This is a genomic window from Agathobacter ruminis (assembly GCF_002735305.1).
GTDB lineage: Bacteria > Bacillota > Clostridia > Lachnospirales > Lachnospiraceae > Roseburia > Roseburia ruminis.
In genome coordinates, this window is the sequence record NZ_PDYG01000019.1 from 1 (window position 1) to 22,224 (window position 22,224).

The 22,224-nt window shown below is 46.2% G+C and carries 14 protein-coding genes; all 14 read left to right on the plus strand.

Features of this window, described 5'->3' with window-relative positions; all coding sequences use genetic code 11:
• The first annotated feature begins 71 nt into the window (after positions 1-71).
• The 14 genes from ribD (at position 72) to CSX02_RS05160 (ending at position 22,222) form a co-directional block, all read left to right on the plus strand.
• On the plus strand, positions 72-1,205 hold the full coding sequence (gene ribD, locus CSX02_RS05095; protein WP_242970416.1) for a bifunctional diaminohydroxyphosphoribosylaminopyrimidine deaminase/5-amino-6-(5-phosphoribosylamino)uracil reductase RibD: 1,134 nt from the start codon (positions 72-74) through the stop codon (positions 1,203-1,205).
• A gap of 44 nt (positions 1,206-1,249) precedes the next feature.
• Positions 1,250-1,888, plus strand: coding sequence for a riboflavin synthase (locus CSX02_RS05100; RefSeq protein WP_099385857.1), 639 nt, complete (start codon positions 1,250-1,252; stop codon positions 1,886-1,888).
• A 31-nt stretch (positions 1,889-1,919) separates the two neighbouring features.
• Positions 1,920-3,128, plus strand: a complete 1,209-nt coding sequence (locus CSX02_RS05105) for a bifunctional 3,4-dihydroxy-2-butanone-4-phosphate synthase/GTP cyclohydrolase II (protein ID WP_099385858.1) — start codon at positions 1,920-1,922, stop codon at positions 3,126-3,128.
• Positions 3,129-3,167: 39 nt separating this feature from the next.
• Positions 3,168-3,641 (plus strand): 6,7-dimethyl-8-ribityllumazine synthase, encoded by a 474-nt coding sequence (gene ribH / locus CSX02_RS05110; RefSeq protein ID WP_099385859.1) that lies wholly within the window; start codon positions 3,168-3,170, stop codon positions 3,639-3,641.
• Between the two features lie 229 nt (positions 3,642-3,870).
• Positions 3,871-5,589, plus strand: coding sequence for an ammonium transporter (locus CSX02_RS05115; RefSeq protein WP_099385860.1), 1,719 nt, complete (start codon positions 3,871-3,873; stop codon positions 5,587-5,589).
• 12 nt (positions 5,590-5,601) lie between these two features.
• A complete protein-coding gene (gene asnB / locus CSX02_RS05120; protein WP_099385861.1) occupies positions 5,602-7,185 on the plus strand; it encodes an asparagine synthase B in 1,584 nt (527 codons plus the stop codon).
• A 10-nt stretch (positions 7,186-7,195) separates the two neighbouring features.
• Positions 7,196-9,301, plus strand: a complete 2,106-nt coding sequence (locus tag CSX02_RS05125; RefSeq protein WP_099385862.1) for a glutamine synthetase III family protein — start codon at positions 7,196-7,198, stop codon at positions 9,299-9,301.
• A 45-nt stretch (positions 9,302-9,346) separates the two neighbouring features.
• The gene (gene gltB, locus CSX02_RS05130; protein ID WP_099385863.1) at positions 9,347-13,852 is read left to right on the plus strand and encodes a glutamate synthase large subunit; all 4,506 of its coding nucleotides are present in this window, start codon (positions 9,347-9,349) and stop codon (positions 13,850-13,852) included.
• A 17-nt stretch (positions 13,853-13,869) separates the two neighbouring features.
• On the plus strand, positions 13,870-15,336 hold the full coding sequence (locus CSX02_RS05135) for a glutamate synthase subunit beta (RefSeq protein ID WP_099385864.1): 1,467 nt from the start codon (positions 13,870-13,872) through the stop codon (positions 15,334-15,336).
• Positions 15,337-15,563: 227 nt separating this feature from the next.
• On the plus strand, positions 15,564-16,583 hold the full coding sequence (locus tag CSX02_RS05140) for a LacI family DNA-binding transcriptional regulator (protein WP_031546462.1): 1,020 nt from the start codon (positions 15,564-15,566) through the stop codon (positions 16,581-16,583).
• Between the two features lie 272 nt (positions 16,584-16,855).
• Positions 16,856-18,256 carry an alpha-amylase family glycosyl hydrolase gene (locus CSX02_RS05145; RefSeq protein ID WP_189281352.1) on the plus strand — a complete coding sequence of 467 codons (1,401 nt, stop codon included), beginning with the start codon at positions 16,856-16,858 and terminating at the stop codon, positions 18,254-18,256.
• A 59-nt stretch (positions 18,257-18,315) separates the two neighbouring features.
• On the plus strand, positions 18,316-19,578 hold the full coding sequence (locus tag CSX02_RS05150; RefSeq protein WP_099385866.1) for an extracellular solute-binding protein: 1,263 nt from the start codon (positions 18,316-18,318) through the stop codon (positions 19,576-19,578).
• Between the two features lie 26 nt (positions 19,579-19,604).
• Positions 19,605-20,954 carry a carbohydrate ABC transporter permease gene (locus tag CSX02_RS05155; RefSeq protein ID WP_051638063.1) on the plus strand — a complete coding sequence of 450 codons (1,350 nt, stop codon included), beginning with the start codon at positions 19,605-19,607 and terminating at the stop codon, positions 20,952-20,954.
• Entirely contained in the window at positions 20,954-22,222 is a 1,269-nt protein-coding gene (locus tag CSX02_RS05160) for a sugar ABC transporter permease (protein ID WP_242970417.1), read from the plus strand. Before CSX02_RS05155 ends, CSX02_RS05160 begins: the two co-directional genes overlap by 1 nt.
• The last annotated feature ends 2 nt before the right edge of the window (positions 22,223-22,224 follow it).

A 22,224-nucleotide genomic window follows, 5' to 3' on the forward strand; every position in this document is an offset into this window, starting at 1 on the left:
AATATGTCAGCTACGCTGACGCAAATCTCGCGCCAAGTCTCGCGAGCGAGACTTGAATTGGAGGTGAAATAGTGGAACTGAACAAAGCGTATATGCGCATGGCAATTGAACTTGCGCAAAGAGGTGGCGGACATGTCCATCCGAATCCGCAGGTGGGTGCAGTGATTGTCAAAGAAGGCCGTGTGATTGGAAAAGGGTATCACCGGTCCTACGGGAATTTGCATGCGGAGCGCGAAGCATTGCAGTCAATTCCGGAAGGAGAAAATGCGGAAAATGCAACTGTCTATGTGACATTAGAACCATGCTGCCATCATGGAAAACAGCCACCGTGCACAGAAGCACTGATACAGGCAAAAGTAGCCTGTGTCGTTATCGGATCGAGGGATCCGAATCCGCTTGTATCCGGAAAAGGGATTGAACAATTGCGAAAAGCGAATATTACTGTGGTCGAAGACTTTATGAAAGAAGAATGCGACCGGTTAAATCCGGTATTTTTTCATTTCGTCAAGACGAAACGGCCATATGTTACGATGAAATTCGCGCAGACGGCAGACGGTAAAATTGCTTCCCAGACAGGCAATGCAAAGTGGATTTCTTCTGAAAAATCCAGAGCTGAAGTCCAAAAACTGCGAGGTGAACGCATGGCGATTCTGGTTGGAGTCAATACGGTTCTGGCGGATGATCCGCGTCTGAATTGCAGATATTCGGGAGGACGTGATCCGGTTCGCGTGGTATTGGATCATATGCTTCGAATCCCGATGAGCAGTCAAATTGTCAGAAGCGCATGGGAGCAGCCTACGATTGTGGTTGCCAAAGAAAATGCAGACGCACCGGGAAAGGAACAGAAGACTTTTGGGGAGCGAAAGGAGGCTCTTGAGACGGCCGGCATAGAGGTGTTGGTTGTGCCACAGACGATTGTGCATCCGGAAGAAGAAATCCAATTTGTGCTGGATTGGCTTGGAACCAGAAACATCGACAGTATACTCGTGGAAGGAGGTGGAACGGTCAATGCGGCTTTTTATAAGGCACAGGCAGTCGATGAACTGATCATATATATGGCTCCGTTCTTTTTGGGGGCGGATGGAATCTCACCGGTTGCATCATTGGAAATTAATGATCCCATGATGGCCGAACGGATGCGATTGCAGTCGGCAACGGCGATGTCGGATGGCGATGTATGCATCGTATATACCAAAAGGGAATAGTATTGTAGTTATAAGGTTATTTGGAATTTAGTCAGGGGTAAAAAATGTTTACAGGTATTGTAGAAGAAACAGGAATTGTACAGGAATTTCGCAAAGGAGGCAGCTCGGGACGAATCAAAATCGCATGTCATACAGTTTTGAAAGGAACAAAATGCGGAGACAGTATTGCGGTCAACGGCATCTGTCTGACAGTGACCGATTTATGCGAATGCTGCTTTACGGCAGATGTGATGGCGGAGACGACAAGACGAAGCGCATTGTCACAGATTGAAGTTGGGGAATCGGTGAATCTTGAGCGTGCCCTATCATTGTCCGATCGTCTGGGTGGTCATATTGTGTCTGGTCATATTGATGGAACCGGAGTCATTGAATCCATTACGCGAGAGGAAAATGCATATTGGTATCGCATTCATGCAAAGCCGGAAATTATGAAATATATTGTTGAGAAAGGCTCTGTGACAGTAGACGGAATCAGTCTGACCGTCGCAAATTGCAGTCCGGATACCTTCAGCGTTTCCGTGATTCCGACCACGCGCGCACAGACGACGATGGGCAATCGAAAAGTTGGGGACAAGGTCAATCTGGAAAATGATATCATTGGCAAATATGTCGCGCGATTACTGGGTGTCGGGGAAAATGAGAGCGGTCTGACCATGGAATTCCTGGAAGAATACGGTTTCTAAGAAAATTTTCTGAGAAAATGAGGTAAAGCAAATGGAATATGCAACAATTGAGCAGGCAATCGAAGAATTAAAAGCCGGAAAAATCATCCTGTGTACAGATGATCCGGATCGCGAAAACGAAGGAGACTTTATCTGTGCAGCAGAATTCGCGACACAGGAAAATATTAATTTTATGGCAAAATACGGAAGGGGATTGATCTGTACCCCGATGAGTATGGAGGAGGCACAGCGGCTCAATCTTGAACCGATGGTTGCAATCAATCGGGACAATCACGGAACAGCTTTTACGGTTTCTGTGGATCATATGGATACGACAACGGGAATCTCCGCACAGGAACGGGGACTGACTATGCGTGCCCTGGCATCTGAAACTGCGACTGCGGATGATTTTCGCCGCCCGGGCCATGTATTTCCACTGATTGCAAAAAAGGGTGGTGTGCTGGTGCGAAATGGGCATACGGAAGCTACAGTTGATCTGATGAGACTTGCGGGACTTCGACAGGTTGGCGTCTGCTGTGAAATCATGAATGAGGACGGCACAATGATGAGAACCCCGCAATTGTGGGAGATTGCGCAGCAATATGATATGAAATTTATCACAATTGCCGACCTGCAAAATTATTGTCGCATCCATGAGAAGCATGTTGTCTGTGAGGCAAAAGCAAAATTACCGACGGAACAGGGCGAATTTGAAATGTATGGCTATATCAACCAGCTGACAGGAGAGCATCATGTGGCTTTGGTCAAGGGCGACATTGGAGATGGTGAAAATCTGCTTTGTCGTGTACATTCGGAATGCCTGACAGGAGATGCATTCGGCTCGATGAAATGTGATTGCGGAAAGCAGTTGCAAAAAGCAATGGAGCTGGTTGAGCAGGAAGGTCGTGGTGTGATTTTGTATATGAGACAGGAAGGACGCGGAATTGGACTGATTAATAAAATCAAAGCATATGCATTGCAGGAGCAGGGATTTGACACAGTGGAGGCAAATGTAAAACTCGGATTCGCACCGGATTTACGCGAGTATTGGGTAGGGGCTCAGATTTTGCGCGATTTGGGCGCCAAGAGTTTGCGTCTGATGACCAATAATCCGGACAAGGTTTACGGACTGGACGGATTCGGCCTGGATATTCTGGAGCGTGTTCCGATTGAAATTGAACCACAGCAATTCGACCGCAAATACTTGAAGACCAAGCAGGAAAAAATGGGACATATTTTCCGGCAGATTCAGGTGGGATAGCGAAGATTCGTCTAAAACAGAACAATAAGGAGAACAAACATGAAAGAAATCAATTTACTCGAAGGCAAACTTGTCGCAAAAGAAGGAATGAAGGTGGCGATTGTCGCTTCCAGATTTAACGAGATTATCGTCAACAAATTGTTGGGCGGAGCTGTGGACGGTCTGGTGCGCCATGGCGTGCAGGAGGACAATATCACTGCAGCCTGGGTTCCGGGAGCGTTTGAAATCCCTACCGTAGCACAGAAACTGGCCATGAGCGGCAAATATGATGCCATTATTTGTCTTGGCACGGTAATTCGGGGGCAGACATCACACTATGATTATGTCTGCAACGAAGTTTCAAAAGGCATTGCACAGATTTCTCTGCAGCAACATATGCCGGTGCTGTTTGGAATCGTAACGACAGAGAATATTGAACAGGCAATTGCAAGAGCCGGAAGCAAGGCAGGAAACAAGGGGTATGACTGTGCACTGTCCGCAATCGAGATGGTCAATCTTATGGAACAGATTTAAAAATCTTAATAAATCATGGAAGAAAGTTTTTAAAATTATGTTTTGAAAAGAAAAAATTAATTTAATAAGCAAATTGAAAGATGACTTGACGAACAGACCGGGGTCAAGTAGAATTCATAGCCATGAAGACAAAGGCGTCTTGGAGAACTTCTGAAAGAAGAACTCTGAGGCGCTTTTTCTGTTTTGGGCCCGAAGCAGACAAATAATGAAGTGCGAGAGGAGAAAGCATATGAATGAACAAGTATTTAGCGTTTGGTTTTTGATCGGCGCAGCATTGGTATTTTGGATGCAGGCCGGATTTGCAATGTGTGAAGCCGGATTTACAAGGGCAAAGAATACAGGAAATATCATTATGAAGAATCTGATGGATTTCTGTATCGGAACGGTTGTCTTTATTTTAATCGGTTTTGGATTGTTTTTGGGAGAAGATCTCGTAGGATTCATCGGAAAACCGGGATTCGATATTTTCAGCAATTATGCGGATTTCGACTGGTCGAATTTTGTTTTTAATTTAGTTTTTTGTGCGACTACGGCAACAATTGTTTCCGGATCAATGGCAGAGCGTACGAAGTTTTTATCGTACTGTGTCTATTCGGCCGTGATTTCCGCAATCATTTATCCGGTGGAAGCGCATTGGACATGGGGAGGCGGCTGGCTTTCCCAACTCGGCTTCCACGATTTTGCAGGTTCCAACTGTATCCACATGGTCGGCGGTATTTCGGCTTTGATCGGAGCAGCAATTCTTGGACCTCGTATTGGCAAGTATGAACGAGATAAGAGCGGTAAGGTAACAAAAGTAAATGCATTCCCGGGACATAATCTCGTGGCAGCATCACTTGGCGTATTCATCCTCTGGCTTGGATGGTACGGATTCAACGGTGCAGCCTGCACCTCTGTAGAACAGCTTGGCAGTGTGTTTGTGACAACCACCATTGCTCCGGCACTCGCAACTGTAACATGTATGATTTTCACCTGGATCAAATATAAGAAGCCGGATGTATCAATGTGTCTGAATGCATCTTTGGCAGGACTGGTAGCAATCACAGCACCATGTGATGCGGTTGATGCATTGGGTTCTATTATCATCGGTATTGTTGCCGGACTTTTGGTTTGCTTCGGAGTATGGTTCCTGGATTACAAGCTTCATGTGGATGATCCGGTAGGTGCTGTCGCAGTACATTGCTTAAACGGAATCTGGGGTACACTTGCTGTCGGCTTATTTGCAACATCCAGTGCACCGGGATATTCCATCGCCGATGCATCCGGAAACCAGCTTGTAGGATTGTTCTATGGCGGCGGATTCAAACTCCTTGGAATTCAGGCACTCGGAATGCTTGCAACAGCAGCATGGACCGTTGTGACAATCGGCATTACATTTTTTGCAATCAAAAAGATTATGGGACTTCGTGTCAGCGAAGAGGAGGAAATCCTCGGTCTGGATGAGACAGAGCATGGCCTTGCATCTGCTTATTCAGGATTTGCAATCATGGATGTATCAAATACATTGAACATGTCAATCAATGAAAATACAGACATTGGAGTAGACGATTATGATGCAGCAGTTCCGGTTGTATCTGCACCGGTACCTGGTTCGAATATTTACAAAGTTGTTATTATTGCAAAGCTTTCCCGCTATGACAAGCTGCGTCGTGCAATGAATGAACTCGGTGTCATGGGAATGACGGTAACCCAGGTAATGGGATGCGGTGTTCAGAAGGGCTCCGGAGAAATGTATCGTGGAGTAGAAATGGATGCGACTCTGCTTCCTAAGATTAAATTGGAAGTGGTTGTTAGCAAGATTCCGGTATCGGATGTCATTGATGCTGCCAAGAAGGCACTTTACACCGGACATATCGGAGATGGAAAGATTTTTGTATACAGCCTTGATAATGTTGTGAAGATCCGTACCGGAGAGGAAGGACCTGCAGCACTTGCAGATGTTGAATAAGGAGGAAATCAAATGTGCGCAATACTAACTTATGCGGATGCGGAAATATCCGGTGAAGTGTTTGAAGAATTGTTGAACCGGACACATTCGCGTGGACCGGATATGTCCCGAACAGAGAAAACCGGTGCAGGATGGCTCGGCTTTAACCGTCTGGCGATTATGGGATTGAATGAAGCCGGAATGCAGCCGTTTTCATATCGAAAGCATAAGGTGGTTTGCAACGGAGAGATTTACGGATTCAAATATTTAAAAGAATATCTGAAGAATCTCGGAGAACATTTTGTGAGTGAAAGTGATTGTGAAATACTGTTGCCGTTGTATGAACGTTTGGGGTGCAAAATGTTTGCACTCCTGGATGCGGAATTTGCATGTGTGATTTATGACGGTGACAGAAACTGCTTTGTTGCAGCGCGTGATCCGATTGGAATTCGTCCATTGTATTACGGCTATGACAAAGCAGGAGCAATCCTGTTTGCATCTGAACCAAAGAATCTGGTCGGAGTGTGCGACAAAATCATGCCGTTTCCGCCGGGACATTATTATGACAACGGCGAGTTTGTTTGCTATCGCGATATGACCGAGGCAAGGCAAAAGGCGGATTCGGATCTCGATGCAATCACAGAACAGATTCATGACAAGCTGTGTCGTGGAATTGAAAAGAGACTGGAGGCCGATGAGAAGGTTGGATTTCTTCTCTCCGGAGGATTGGATTCTTCGCTGGTATGCGGCGTGGCTGCCAGACTGGCAGATCATCCAATCGAAACATTTGCAATCGGAATGGATGAGGATGCAATCGATTTGAAATATGCAAGAACCGTTGCAGACTACATTCACAGTAACCATCATGAGGTGATAATCAGCAGACAGGATGTCATCGATGCACTGGAACCGGTGATTGCAGCACTGGGTACCTATGATATTACAACCGTGCGAGCATCAATCGGTATGTATCTGCTTTGCAAATGGATTCATGAAAATACGGATATCAAAGTGGTTTTGACCGGAGAAATTTCGGATGAAATCTTTGGATATAAATATACAGATTTTGCGCCGTCGGCAGAAGCATTTCAGGAGGAAGCGCAAAAGCGTGTGCGTGAGCTTCATATGTATGATGTGCTTCGTGCAGATCGCTGTATCAGCGTAAATTCACTCGAGGCCCGTGTACCGTTTGGCGATTTGGATTTTGTGGATTATGTAATGGCAATTGATCCGGAAAAGAAGCGGAATCATTATGGAATCGGCAAATATCTGTTGAGAAAAGCCTTTGAAAAAGATGCGGTGATTCCACATGAGATTTTGATGCGCGAGAAGGCAGCATTTTCGGATGCGGTAGGCCATTCTCTGCGAGATGATCTCATCGATTATGCGCAAAGCAGATACAGTGACATGGAATTTGAAGAAGCATGCAGGAAATATTCTCATGCGACACCGTTTACGAAGGAATCGTTGCTGTATCGTGAACTGTTTGAACAATATTATCCGAATCAATCACAGATGGTGGTAGATTTTTGGATGCCAAATAAATCGTGGGAAGGATGTAATGTCAACGATCCTTCGGCACGTGTACTTTCAAATTACGGATTATCCGGACAATAGGAGGAAAAAGATGGAAGCTAGTAAATTGACAGAAGAATTTGGTTGTTTGGTATTTAACGACAAGGTGATGCGTGAGCGCCTTCCGAAGGACACCTATAAGGCTGTCCACAAGACCATTGAGAAAGGAACACATCTTGAACTCGATGTGGCAAACTGCGTTGCCGCAACCATGAAAGAGTGGGCAATCGAGAATGGTGCCACACATTTCACACACTGGTTTCAGCCGATGACCGGTTTGACCGCAGAGAAGCATGACAGTTTTATCTCTCCTTGTGAGAACGGAACCATTATTATGGAATTTTCGGGAAAAGAACTGGTGAAAGGGGAACCGGATGCGTCGAGCTTCCCTTCAGGCGGTTTGCGTGCAACCTTTGAGGCGCGCGGATATACAGCATGGGATCCTTCTTCACCTGCATTTATCAAGGACGGATCGTTGTACATTCCAACCGCATTCTGTTCTTACGGCGGAGAAGCACTTGACAAGAAGACTCCGCTTTTGCGTTCCATGGAAGCGCTTTCCCAGGAAGCAGTGAAAGTATTGCATGCACTTGGTTATAAGGATGTGCAGCGCGTCAATACCACAATCGGTTCTGAACAGGAATACTTCCTCATTGATAAGGAATATTACAAGAAGAGAAAGGATCTGCTTTTCACCGGCAGAACGCTGATCGGTGCACCGGCAACAAAGGGACAGGAGATGGAGGATCATTACTTTGGTGTGATCAAGCCAAAGGTATCCGCATATATGCACGATCTCGATGAGGAATTATGGAGACTCGGCATTCCGGCAAAGACAAAGCACAACGAGGTGGCTCCGTCACAGCATGAACTTGCACCTGTTTTTGAAACCGCAAATATCGCGGTGGACCACAACCAGCTGACGATGGAAGTGATGAAGAAAGTTGCGGACAAGCATAATTTCGCCTGCCTCTTACATGAAAAGCCATTTGAGGGAATCAATGGTTCGGGAAAGCATAACAACTGGTCTGTATGTACCGATACAGGTATGAACCTGCTCGATCCGGGGAAGAATCCGGGCGAGAACATTCCGTTTTTGGTATTCCTTATGGCAGTGATTGCGGCAGTGGATGAATATGCACCAATTCTTCGTCTGTCTGTTGCTTCTGCAGGCAATGACCATCGACTTGGCGGAAATGAGGCACCACCTGCAATTATTTCCATCTTCGTAGGAGACGAACTTGCAGATTTATTAAAGAGTGTGGAAGAAGGTCAGGCTTATCAGAGCGCGGGAAAAGTACAGATGGCTATGGGCGCAACTGTACTGCCACACTTCACAAAGGACAATACAGATAGAAACCGTACATCTCCATTTGCATTTACCGGAAACAAATTTGAGTTCCGTATGCCGGGTTCCGCAGTATCTGTTGCAAACGCAAATATCGTATTGAATACAGCGGTGGCAGAAGAATTGACACGCATTTACGAGAAACTGGAATCCTATAAGGGAGACGATCAGAAAGCATTTGTCCTTTCCATGTTGCAGGATATTTTAAGCAAGCATAAGAGAGTGTTGTTCAACGGAAACGGATATACCGAAAGCTGGGTAGAGGAAGCTGCAAAGCGCGGACTGTTGAATCTGAAGTCTCTTCCGGATGCAATGCCATATTGGATCAAAGAAGAATCGGTTGAACTCTTTACCAAACATCATATTTTTACAAAAGAGGAATTGTATTCACGCTATGAGATTTTGCTTGAAAATTATGCAAAGTCCATCCATATCGAATCTTTGACCATGCAGGAAATGGTACGCAAAGATTTGACCGAAGGCCTGATTGCATATCAGAACGATTTGAGCCATGAGGCAATGCAAAAGAAGCAGCTTCTGTCAGCAAGCGCCTGCACCATGGAGCTGTCCCTTCTCGAAAAACTGGATGCGGCAGGAACTGCAATGCAGGAAGCTTTGGAAAAACTTGCAGGAGATACACAGCTTGCGGAACAGAAAGAGGATGGACTTGAGACTGCACAGTTCTATCAGCAGACAATTCTTGCGGATATGGATGTATTGCGCAAATATGCCGATGAGGCAGAAGCATTGATTCCGGAGAAGTATCTGAGCTATCCGACCTACGGCCAGATGTTATTCTCTTTGCGTTAATCAATGCATATAAAGGTAGATATTTAGGAAGGAAAACGGGAAAGAATGAAAACTTGGATGAATGACCACGATGCCTGTGGAATCGGAGCGGTAATTAATATTGATGGACATGCGGATCATCGCGTCCTGGATGATGCACTTTCGATTGTTGAAAAACTGGAACATCGTGCAGGAAAAGACGCAAGCGGAAAAGTCGGCGATGGTGTTGGTATTCTGGTTCAGATTTCACATGATTTTTTTGCACGCAAGGCAAAAGAAATCGGGATTGAATTAAAAAATGCCGGGGATTACGGAATCGGTATGTTTTATCTGCCACAGGATGCCATGAAACGAATGTTTGCCAAGCGAATGCTCGAAGTGATTGCACAGAAAGAAAATCTGCATGTGCTTGGCTGGCGTGATGTGGAAATTCATCCGGAAATCCTGGGCGAGGCGGCAAAAAATTGTATGCCTTATATCAGCCAATGCTTCATTGAACGACCGGAAGATGCAGAAGCAGGTATGGCATTCGAGCGCAGACTTTACTGTCTGCGACGCGAGTATGAAAAGTCGTCAGAGGATACGTATATTTGTTCTTTTTCTTCAAGAACCATCGTATATAAGGGAATGTTTCTGGTTGGACAGCTGCGCCGCTTCTATGAAGATTTGATGGAGGAAGATTATAAAACTGCCATTGCACTTGTGCATAGCCGTTTCTCGACCAATACCACTCCGTCATGGCAACGCGCACATCCATACAGAATGATTGCCCATAATGGTGAAATTAATACCATTCGCGGTAACAGTGACCGTATGCTTGCCCGTGAGGAGACCATGTCTTCTGAAGTGTTCGGAGGAGAACTCGGAAAGGTATATCCTGTCATCGCTTCGTCCGGATCGGATTCGGCGATGCTCGATAACACGCTGGAATTTTTGTATATGAACGGCATGCCGCTTCCGCTGGCAATGATGCTGACGATTCCGGAGCCGTGGACACACAACGATTTCATGGCGCAGGAACGAAAAGATTTTTATCATTATTATGCGACAATGATGGAACCGTGGGACGGACCGGCAGCAGTCCTGTTCACGGATGGAGAATTGTTTGGTGCAACCCTGGATCGAAACGGGTTGCGACCTTCCCGTTATTATGTGACAAAAGACGGACGCCTGATTCTGGCGTCCGAAGTTGGCGTTCTCGACATTCCGGATGAACTGATCGAATGCAAATCCCGCCTGTCACCGGGACATATGCTTTTGGTTGATACCGTAGAGGGCAGAATCATTTCGGATGAAGAATGTAAAGAGAGATATGCAAAGGCAAAGCCATACGGGGAATGGCTTGATCGCTATTTGCTGAAGCTGGATCAGCTGAGTATACCGAATCGCAAAATTCCGACCCATTCACAGGAAATGCGCGATAAATTATATAAAGTATTCGGTTATTCCTATGAGGATGTGAAAGAGCAGATTCTGCCGATGGCAATGAATGGGGTAGAACCAACTGTGTCGATGGGAACCGATGTACCGCTTGCGATGCTGTCCGGACACCATCAACCGCTGTTTTGCTACTTCAAGCAGCTGTTTGCGCAGGTGACGAATCCGCCGATTGATTCGCTGCGTGAGAAAGTCGTAACAGATACAACTGTATATATCGGTTCGGATGGAAATCTCTTAAAAGAAAAGAGTGACAATTGCCGTGTGCTTGAAGTGCAAAATCCGATTTTGACCGGTGTGGATCTGATGAAAATGGAAGCATTGGACCAGCCGGGATTTCGCGTGAGAAAAATTTCGCTTTTGTATTACAAGAATACGCCGGTTGAGCGTGCACTCGAACAGTTGAATGTATCGGTGGATCGTGCTGTGGCAGATGCAGTGAATATTATTATTTTGTCAGACCGTGGTGTGGACGAAAACCATATGCCGATTCCATCGCTCCTGGCGGTATCATCCGTGGAGCAACATTTGGTGCAGACCAAGCGCAGAACCGCAGTGTCAATCATTCTCGAGAGTGCGGAGCCACGAGATGTACATCAGATTGCAACGCTGCTTGGCTTTGGTGCCCGCGCGATTCATCCGTATCTGGCTCATGAATGCATTTCCGAACTGATTGATATCGGAATCCTTGACAAGGATTATCATACTGCAATCAAAGATTACAACAAGGCGCTTTTGGGAGGCGTTGTCAAAATTGCAGCCAAGATGGGAATCTCAACCTTACAGTCGTATCAGTCTGCGCGTATTTTTGAGGCAATTGGTTTGTCTCAAAAGTTTGTGGACCGCTATTTCACCGGAATTACCAGCCGTGTGGGCGGCATCGGAATCGAAGAAATCGGAGAGGATGTGGAATTGCGTCATAATCGCGCATTTGATCCGCTTGGCTTACCTACAGAGACCGGCCTTGATTCCATCGGATTCCACTCTTTAAGGAACGGTGATGACAAGGAAGATCATATGTATAGTCCGAAGACAATTGTGACACTTCAGCGCGCTGTGCGTGAAGGTGATTACGAGCGATTTAAAGAATATGCACAGATGGTTGATGATGAAAACCGGCCGCATACATTGCGTGCCCTGCTTTCGTTCGTTCCGGCGAAGAAACCGGTTCCGATTGAGGAGATTGAATCGGAGGACGAAATCGTGAAGCGTTTCCAGACCGGAGCAATGTCTTATGGTTCATTGTCAAAAGAGGCGCATGAGACACTGGCCATTGCAATGAACAGACTTGGTGGCAAATCCAATACCGGAGAAGGCGGTGAGGATGTTGCGCGCTTCGGAACAGAGCGCAACAGCGCAGTAAAACAGGTGGCGTCCGGAAGATTCGGTGTGACAAGCCGATACCTCCAGAGCGCATCCGAAATTCAGATTAAGATGGCACAGGGCGCAAAGCCGGGTGAAGGTGGTCATTTGCCGGGAAAGAAGGTCTATCCATGGGTGGCCGGAACACGATTTTCAACTCCGGGTGTGGCATTGATTTCGCCTCCGCCACATCATGATATTTATTCCATCGAAGATCTGGCACAGTTGATTTATGACTTAAAAAATGCGAATGACCGCGCAAGAATTTCGGTAAAACTCGTATCGGAAGCAGGTGTCGGAACCATTGCATCCGGCGTTGCAAAAGCCGGTGCACAGGTAATCCTGGTGTCAGGTTATGACGGAGGAACGGGAGCTGCTCCGTCTTCATCGGTACATCATGCGGGACTGCCATGGGAGCTTGGCGTCAGCGAAGCACATCAGTCGCTGATGGACAATGGATTGAGAAGCCGCGTGGTACTTGAAACAGACGGAAAATTAATGACCGGTCGTGATGTTGCCATCGCAGCTTTGCTTGGAGCGGAAGAATTCGGTTTTGCAACCGCACCGCTTGTATGTATGGGCTGTATGATGATGAGAGTGTGCTCAAAAGATACCTGCCCTGTCGGAATTGCAACGCAGAATGAAACATTGCGTAAGCGTTTCTGCGGCAAGCCGGAATATGTAATGAATTTCATGCACTTTGTTGCGAGACAACTGCGCGAAATCATGAGCGAACTGGGATTTAGAACCGTGGAAGAAATGGTGGGTCATACCGATTCGCTGTGCATGCGCAGTGTGCCGAAAGCGCGCTGCAAGGATGCTGCAGATTTGAGTCGTATCCTGGATCAGAAATATGCAGGCCGCACAGATACCCATTTTGACAGCAAGGCTGCATATAATTTTGAACTGGAAAAAACACTCGATGCAAAAGTATTGATCCCGGCCTATGAAAAATTTAAGAAAAATACAAGTGCGGGACCGCTGAATCTTTCGGTGGAAATATCAAGTACAGACAGAAGCTTCGGCACATTGTTGGGCAGTAAAGTGACAGCGGATTTTGCAGACAGCCTTGCGGATGACAGCATTTGCGTCTGTGCACACGGCGGCGGTGGCCAGTCCTTTGGCGCATTTTTGCCGAAGGGAGTGACACTGCGTCTCGACGGTGATGCAAATGACGGATTCGGAAAGGGCCTGTCCGGTGGAAAACTGATTGTGAAACCGTCCGATTTGGCAACTTATCCGGCACATGAAAATATTATCATCGGCAATGTGGCACTTTATGGTGCAACAGCCGGAAAGGCCTATGTTTGCGGAATTGCAGGGGAGCGATTCTGTGTACGTAATTCCGGTGCGGTTGCCGTCGCAGAAGGCTGCGGTGATCACGGACTGGAATATATGACCGGAGGTCGTGCTGTGATTCTGGGCATGACAGGAAAGAATTTTGCGGCCGGCATGAGCGGCGGAATTGCCTATGTACTCGACCGTGAGCATACCCTTTATCTGCGCATGAACAAGGATATGGCATCACTTTGCGAGGTGACGGAAAAGTATGATATCGCAGAATTGCGACAGATTATCGAAGATTATGTAAAAGAAACCGGTTCGCAGTTTGGCCGGGAAGTCCTGGATCATTTCGAAGATTACATTCCGGACTTCAAAAAGATTGTACCGAATGATTATCAGAAGATGCTGACAGCAATCAGTAAGTATGAGGAGCAGGGCATTGATTATGAGCATGCGGTGCTCGAAGCATTCAAAGAACTGACAGAGTAAGAGAGGAAGAATGAAAGATGGAAAATGCAATTAGAAACAGAACCATTTCACCACAGGAGCGAATCCTTAACTTTGATGAATTTCATAAACCTCTTGAACATGATGTTCGAATTGAACAGGCGGGTCGGTGCATGAATTGCGGTGTCCCTTTTTGCCAGTCGGCGATGAATCTGAGCGGAATGGTGACAGGATGCCCGCTGCACAATCTGATTCCGGAATGGAACGGAGAAATCAGTTGTGAGCATGATGCACATGCATTTTCACGATTGCAAAAGACCAGCAATTTCCCGGAATTCACGGGGCGTGTCTGTCCGGCATTGTGTGAAAAAGCATGCATGTGCGGGCAGAGCGGAGACGCGGTTACCATCCATGACAATGAACTATATCTGGTTGAACAGGCCTTTGAAAAAGGCTATATCAAACCACGAATCCCCGCAATCCGCAGTGGAAAGCGTGTGGCGGTCATCGGAAGCGGTCCTGCAGGGCTGGCTGTGGCCGACACATTAAATCACAGAGGCCATGTCGTAGATGTCTATGAGCGTGAGGACGAAGTCGGAGGTCTTCTGATGTATGGCATTCCGAATATGAAGCTCGACAAATCCGTGATTCGCCGTCGTCGCAGTCTGATGGAAAAAGAAGGCGTTCGCTTCCATACCGGCTGTAATGTCGGTATGGACCGGGAACTGGACGAAAGACTAAAAGAATATGATGCGCTGGTCTTTTGCTGTGGCGCAAAGCAGGCACGCATGCTTGATACAGCAGATCCTGCGAAGGTAAAGAATATTATTCCCGCAGTCGAATTCCTGACACAAACCACGAAAGCACTGATGAAAGCACCGGATCATACGGTTGCTTCCTTTAAGGAAACCGGCGGTTATATCAATGCGGCCGGCAAACATGTGGTGATTGTCGGCGGTGGTGATACCGGAAATGACTGTATCGCAACCGCAATCCGTCATGGGGCAAAGTCCGTCACCGCACTTGAGATGATGCCAAAGCCTCCGAAGGAGCGCCTGGCTTCAAATCCGTGGCCGGAGTGGCCGAAGATCGAGAAAGTCGATTACGGTCATGAGGAGTCCATCTATGTCTTTGGCAGGGATCCCCGCGTCTATGAAACCACAATTAAGCGTGTGATTCCGGACAAAAAAGGTGCCATCAAACAAATCGAAACTGTACAGGTTTCTTTTGCAAATGGCAAACCGGAATATGTGGAAGGAACCGAGAAGACCATTCGATGTGATCTGCTTTTGATTGCAGCAGGCTTCACCGGTTGCGAATCCTATACAGTGGATGCGTTTTCCATCAAATGCGGTCCGCGCAATACCGTTGCAACCGCACCTGATTCATATCGTATCCCGGATACCAAATACTTCGCCGCAGGCGATATGCACCGGGGCCAGTCTCTCGTGGTCTGGGCTATCGCAGAAGGACGCGCCTGTGCCCGCGAAGTGGATACCTATCTCATGGGTTATACCAATTTATAACTTTTCAGAGAATTATCTCAGTCGGGATTACAATCTCCGACTGAGATAAACGCTCCGCGAGGATGCACAGAGATTTGCATATGAAATATGTCAGCTACGCTGACGCAAATCTCGCGCCAAGTCTCGCGAGCGAGACTTGAACATCTGAGTCTCTCCCATGGGTTTGACTTTCGCGGAAGCCTATGATAGGGTTATAGTTAACTAGTTAACCTATGAAGGGGGACAACATGAATCTGAAAGATATTGCCCGTGAGGCCGGTGTCAGTGCGGTCACCGTATCGAATGTAATCAATGGGAACCATCACAAAGTGTCTCAGGAGACCATTGAGCGAGTTATGAAAATTATTGAGGAGCATGATTATCGTCCGAATGCCATGGCGCGAAGTCTGGCCAGTAAGAAGAGCCGGATCATTGCGGTCGTGATTCCGAACCTGTCAGATGATGATGATTTTGCTTCGAGTCCGTATTATGCGCATATGCTGTCACATTTGGAAAAATATATCCGCAGCCGTGGGTATTATATGATGACGCGATGTGTGGGCGCATGCGGCGAAGTGGTTTCGCTGTTTTCAACCTGGAATGTGGATGGTATTGTATTCCTGGGACCATATGACAAAGAAGAAGATGCCATTCTTGCAAAGCTGAAGGTACCGATGGTGTTTGTAGACAGCTATAATACCAGAAAAGATATTGCAAATGTCGGAATTGACGACCATAAGGGCGGCTATCTGATGGGGCGTTACCTGATTGGACTGGGACATCGCGAGATTGCATTTGTGACACCGAAGATGGAGGAGTCAGGAGTTATTCGCTCACGATATGAAGGATTTGTCGAGGCATGCAAAGAGCAGAATGTGCCATTTACCGGAGAGAATGTGTTTATTGCGAGCACCTTTTATGAAGAGGGGGTGCGCGTCGGAAAGCAGATTCCGTTTGACAAGAAGAAGTTTACCGCGGTGGCGGCAATGTCTGACCTGTTGGCCTTTGGTGTGATGAAGGGTCTGCATCTGACAGGAGTGCGCATACCGGAAGATATTTCAGTCATTGGATTTGACGGATTGCCGGAATGCGATTATGCATATCCACAGCTGACCTCCATTTCGCAGAATATAGTGGAAAAAGCGAATCGAGCCGGGGAACTGCTGTTCCAGATGGTGGAAGACAGCAAGGATGTGGCAGCCAATATTATTCTGGATGTCGAATTAAAAGACGGAGATTCGGTTGCACCGATGAAGACCGGAGTATAAAGACAGGATATCGGATCAAAAGAAGCCTGAGCATGGGAAATTACTGCCTTCCCATGCTCTTTTTTTGTACGTTACGAGTTTAACGATTAACGAAAAGAGGGTAAAAAGCGCACAAAAGCGAAATGCAATTTCTGTTAAAATGCGACAAACTTGGGATTGGGTACTTGACTTTACCGGTAAACCAAATTATACTCCATCTTAGTTAATCGGTTAACGGAATTGAGAAAAAATATCGTTAACAGATGGCAAAACAAAAGAGTGGAGAACGATTTATGAGAAAAAGAAATTTTGGGATCGGTATCCTTGCAGCAATGCTGATGCTTACTTCCTGCGGACAGACCGGGAAGGAAACACAGGTGACAGGCGAGACTGGCGAAGCACCGGAGTGGGCAAATGCTTCAGCAATTTATGAAGTGAATATTCGCCAATATACCCCGGAAGGCACGATTGACGCCTTTGCCGAACATCTTGACGAAATCAAGGACATGGGAATCGATATTATCTGGCTGATGCCGGTACATCCGATTTCAGAGACCAAACGGTCGGGAAAACTCGGATCCTACTATTCGATTACGGATTACTGTGAAATTAATCCGGAATTCGGAACCAAGGAGGATTTCGCAGAACTGATCGAACTGGCGCATGAAAAAGAGATGCATGTCATGATGGACTGGGTTGCCAATCATACAGGTTGGGATTGCGAGTGGATTACAGAGCATCCGGATTGGTACACACAGGAAAACGGCGAGATTATTTCCCCGAAGAATATGGGATGGCCGGATGTCGCAGATTTGAATTTCGACAACAAGGACATGCGTAAGGAAATGATTGACAGCATGGCCTACTGGGTCAAGGAATTCGATGTGGATGGATTCCGATGCGATTATGCGACCGGAGTGCCGGTTGACTTCTGGGAAGAAGCGAGAACCGAGTTGGACAAAATCAAACCGGTTTATATGCTGGCAGAGGATGGCAAGACCAAAGCCTTATTGAATCAGGCATTTGATGAGAATTATAACTGGGATTTGTATGACAACATGGTTGCGGTTGCAAACGGATCAAAAACCGCAGACCGGTTGAGACTGTATCTTGGAAAGAATTATCCGGAAGGAACCTATCCTTTGAACTTCCTGGACAATCATGACAAGAATTCTTACGAAGGAACCATCGTTGAGAACTTTGGCACGCAGGAGATTCCGGCATTCTGGACTTACTTGTTCACGATTCCGGGGCAGCCGCTGGTATACAGTTCTGATGAAATCGGATATGATCATGCGATTGCATTTATGGAAAAAGACACGATTGCATGGGATAAGGGAACGGCCGATTACAGACCGCTGATCAAGGCACTTTCAGAGGTGAGAAAAAATCATCCTGCATTATATGCAGGCACAGCGGGCGGCGAGATTACCGAAATTGAAACCGGAAGCAAGTCAATGGTTGCTTTTTCGAGAACCAAGGATGATGACACCGTAGTGGTGCTGATCAATCTCAGCAAAAATGAATTGCATGTAAAAGGAGCAGACTTCGCGGAATATGCGAATGCAACTGTTTTGATTCACGGACAGGCAGACGGTGCACCGGAGACCAAGAGCAGAAAGATTGACAGATCCGAGTTGCAGGATCAGACCTTTGCTCCGTGGGAATATTATGTATTATCACTCGATAAATAGGCGGCAGCTGACGCCCTGTTTATAAAACTTTTAAACTTATAGTTATTGGAGGAAGAGAAATGAGAAAAAGACTACTTGCTTTGACAATGATGTCTGCTTTGACTGTAACCGCTTTTGCCGGCTGCGGAAGCGACAAGTCAAACACCCAGAAGCCTGCAGGCAACGCAGCAAGCGCAGAGAACCCACAGGCAGTAAGCTTAAAGCTTTGGACTTCGGAAGAGGATTATGAACTGACCGAAGATATGTGCGCAAGATTTGATGAAGCACATCCGGAGTACAAGTGTGACTTTGAAATTACAATCATCAATGTAGATGAGTCGGTTGAGCAGTTGGAAACTGACCCGGATAATGCAGCTGATGTATTCATTATGCCTTCAGGATCTATCCCACAGCTGGTAGAAGAAGGTCTTGTATACCCAATTACATATGATGCAGATACTTTAAAAGGACTTTACAGTGAGGGTGCTTTGGATGCCTGCTCCATGAACGGAGAATTATATGGTGTTCCATTTACTCCAAACTCATGGTTCATGTTCTACAACAAGAAGCTTTTCAATGCAGAGGAAGTAAAGTCTCTTGAGACAATGATGGCAAAAGACCTCGGCGATGATACTTACAACTTCGCTTGCAGCCTTTCAAACTCATGGTATATCGAAGCTTGGTTCTATGCAGCTGGATGTACTTTGTTCGGAGAGGACGGAACCACACCTGATGATTGTACATGGAACAATGCAAACGGACTTGCTGCCGGAGAATATATCATTGACCTTGTAAACAATCCAAAATATATCGAGGACAAGGACGGTATTGCAGGAAGCCTTATGAAGGAAGGCAAACTCGGAGCAATCTGTACAGGTACCTGGGGATATCCTGAGTTGCTTGAGGCACTCGGTGATGACCTTGGTGCAGTTGCACTTCCTACCGTTGAAATCGCAGGTAAGACCGCAAACCTTTCCAACTTTGCAGATTACAAGTGCTTCGCAGTAAAGAGCAACACAAGCGCTCCTCTTGCAGCACAGCAGCTTGCTGAGTTCTTTGCAAATGAAGAGAACCAGTTACTTCGTTATCAGAAGAACTCTACTCCACCAACTGCACTTTCATTGACTGACAATGCTGACATCATGAGCGACATTTCTACCTGTGCACTTCTTGCTCAGACAGAATTTGCAACTCCTCAGCCGGCAATTTCTCAGATCAATGCATACTGGACTCCGGCAGAAGCACTTGGAACCGGAATCGTAAACGGTGAAATTACAAAGGCAAATCTGCAGGAAAGCTTGGATAGCCTGGTACAGAGCGTAACTACAAAAGCGTTTGAATAATAGACAATAAAAAACAGGACAACCTTATGAAAAAAATCACTTTCATAAAGGCCTTCCGTGAGGGCGATATCTTTTCGAAGATATCGTACCTCATTTGGGGTCTTTCAAACATGGTGCGGGGACAGATCGTAAAAGGACTGGCATTTCTCGCAATTGAAATTACATACATCATCTTTATGATTACAAGCGGTGTGAATCACATCGAAAATCTGCTTACCCTTGGAACACAGGAACAGGGGATGGTATTTAATGAGGAAATCGGAATTTATGAAATCGCTCAGGGCGACAATTCCATGTTGTTCCTCCTTTACGGCGTTGCTACCATTGTATATTCACTGGTAGTCATTGCGGTCTGGATTATTTCAGTCGGATCGGGAGAACGCGCGCGCATCGCCAAAGAAAACGGACATCATGTTCCGGGATTTGTGGATGAATGCAAAGCTTTATTGGATAAGAAAATTTATCGCACATTTTTGGCGATTCCATTTGTGGGAATACTGGTATTCACCATTACTCCACTGATATATATGATCCTGATGGCATTTACAAATTACGATGCGAATCATCAGCCACCGGGAAATCTGTTTAAATGGGTCGGACTTGAGACTTTCCGACAGATTTTATCAGCAAATAACAATATCTCCGCAACCTTCTGGCCGGTACTCGGCTGGACACTTGTCTGGGGTGTGATTGCGACATTCTCATGCTATTTCCTTGGAATGTTCCTCGCAATTCTGATCAATTCAGACGGCATTCGCGGAAAGAAAATCTGGCGCACAATCTTCATGCTTACCATGGCGATTCCGGCATTCGTATCTTTGCTTGTCGTATCGACCATGCTTGGCAGCAACGGTATCATCAACGTGCTGTTGCAGAAGTGGGGATTCACAACGCAGGCACTTCCGTTTTTGACAAACGGAACATGGGCAAAAGTAACCATTATCATTGTCAATCTTTGGATCGGTATTCCGGCAACCATGCTGATGGTAACGGGAATTCTGATGAATATTCCAAAGGAATTGTATGAGAGTGCAAAGATTGACGGCGCAGGACCGGTAAAGACATTCACGAAGATTACATTCCCGTATATGCTCTTTATCACGACCCCGTATCTGATTACCAACTTGATTGGTAACTTCAATAATTTCGGTGTTATCTACTTTATGACCGGAGGTGGTCCGAGCACACTGGATTATTACAAGGGCGCCGGAAAGACAGACCTTTTGGTTACCTGGCTTTACAAGCTGACCAAGGACAACAACGACTTTAACTATGCGGCAGCACTCGGAATTATTATCTTTGTTTTGTCCGCTACCATCTCATTGATCACATACAGCCGATCAAAAGCAATTAAGGATGAGGAGGGATTCCAGTAATGAATACAAATCATACAATCGGAATGAATATCGGATATCGAAAAGGAACTCTGGTTTCCGGCCTTCTCTTTTTTGTTGCACTGTTTTTGCCATTCATCAAGGATGGTGATCACAACAGAAATATGGTTGGATTATTACCAAAACTTTTGACGGCCGACATGCGAGTGACCGGAAAGATTTTGTATCTTGCGATTCCTGTTCTGGCATTGGTGTTGCTTGGAGTTGGCATTGCATTGTTTATGCGTCCGAGCCGCAAAATGGCAATCTGCTATTCCATTGTTGCAGCGCTTGAGACCGCACTTACCGTATTTACTTTGTTTAGCTCAAAGAGTCTGCTTGACAAGGCACATGTGCTGGAACACAAGTTTATGGTATCGCATTTTGGCTTTGGATTCTGGATCATGCTTGTTTGCGGATTCGTCACTTTGTTCTGCGCAATGCGCACCGCAAAAGTGCATCCGGGATACATTTTGCTTACGATTTTGAGTGTGATCTGGTTATTCCCGATTACATGGATTATCCTGACTGCATTCCGTGCAGAGAGCGGATATTATGTCGGTTATTTCTTCCCGAAGGGATTGACCTTTAACAACTTTGTACAGCTGTTTTCGGATACTTCTCTGATTCATTTCGGAAAGTGGTGGACCAACACATTGCTGGTTGCAACCTGTAACTGTATCCTGACCAGTCTGATTGTTTTAATGACAGCCTTTTCTTTGAGCAAGACCAGATTCGGTGGCCGAATGATGTTGATGAAAATTATGCTGATCATCGGAATGTTCCCTGGATTCATGTCAATGGTTGCTGTCTATAACATTTTAAAGGGAATCGGTATTGCCCAGACACTCGGTGCATTGATTTTGGTTAATGCAGCCGGAGCCGCAATGGGGTATTATATAGTGAAGGGATTTTTTGATACAATCCCGAAGTCACTTGATGAGGCAGCTTTGCTTGACGGAGCAACCAAGTGGCAGGTCTTCACAAAAATCACGATTCCGATGTCAAAACCGGTTATCATCTATACGGTACTGACATCATTCATCGGACCGTGGGGCGACTATATTTTCCCTAGCATGATGCTTGGTGACAACCAATCTCAGTATACGGTTGCACTTGGTTTGAACTGGTTGACCGATTTTAGAAGAATTGATGCGTATTACACGCAATTTGCCGCTGGTGCACTCCTGATTTCACTGCCTATCGTAATTTTATTTGTGGCACTCCAACGATTCTATGTCGAAGGAATGTCCGGAGCAGTAAAGGGGTAACT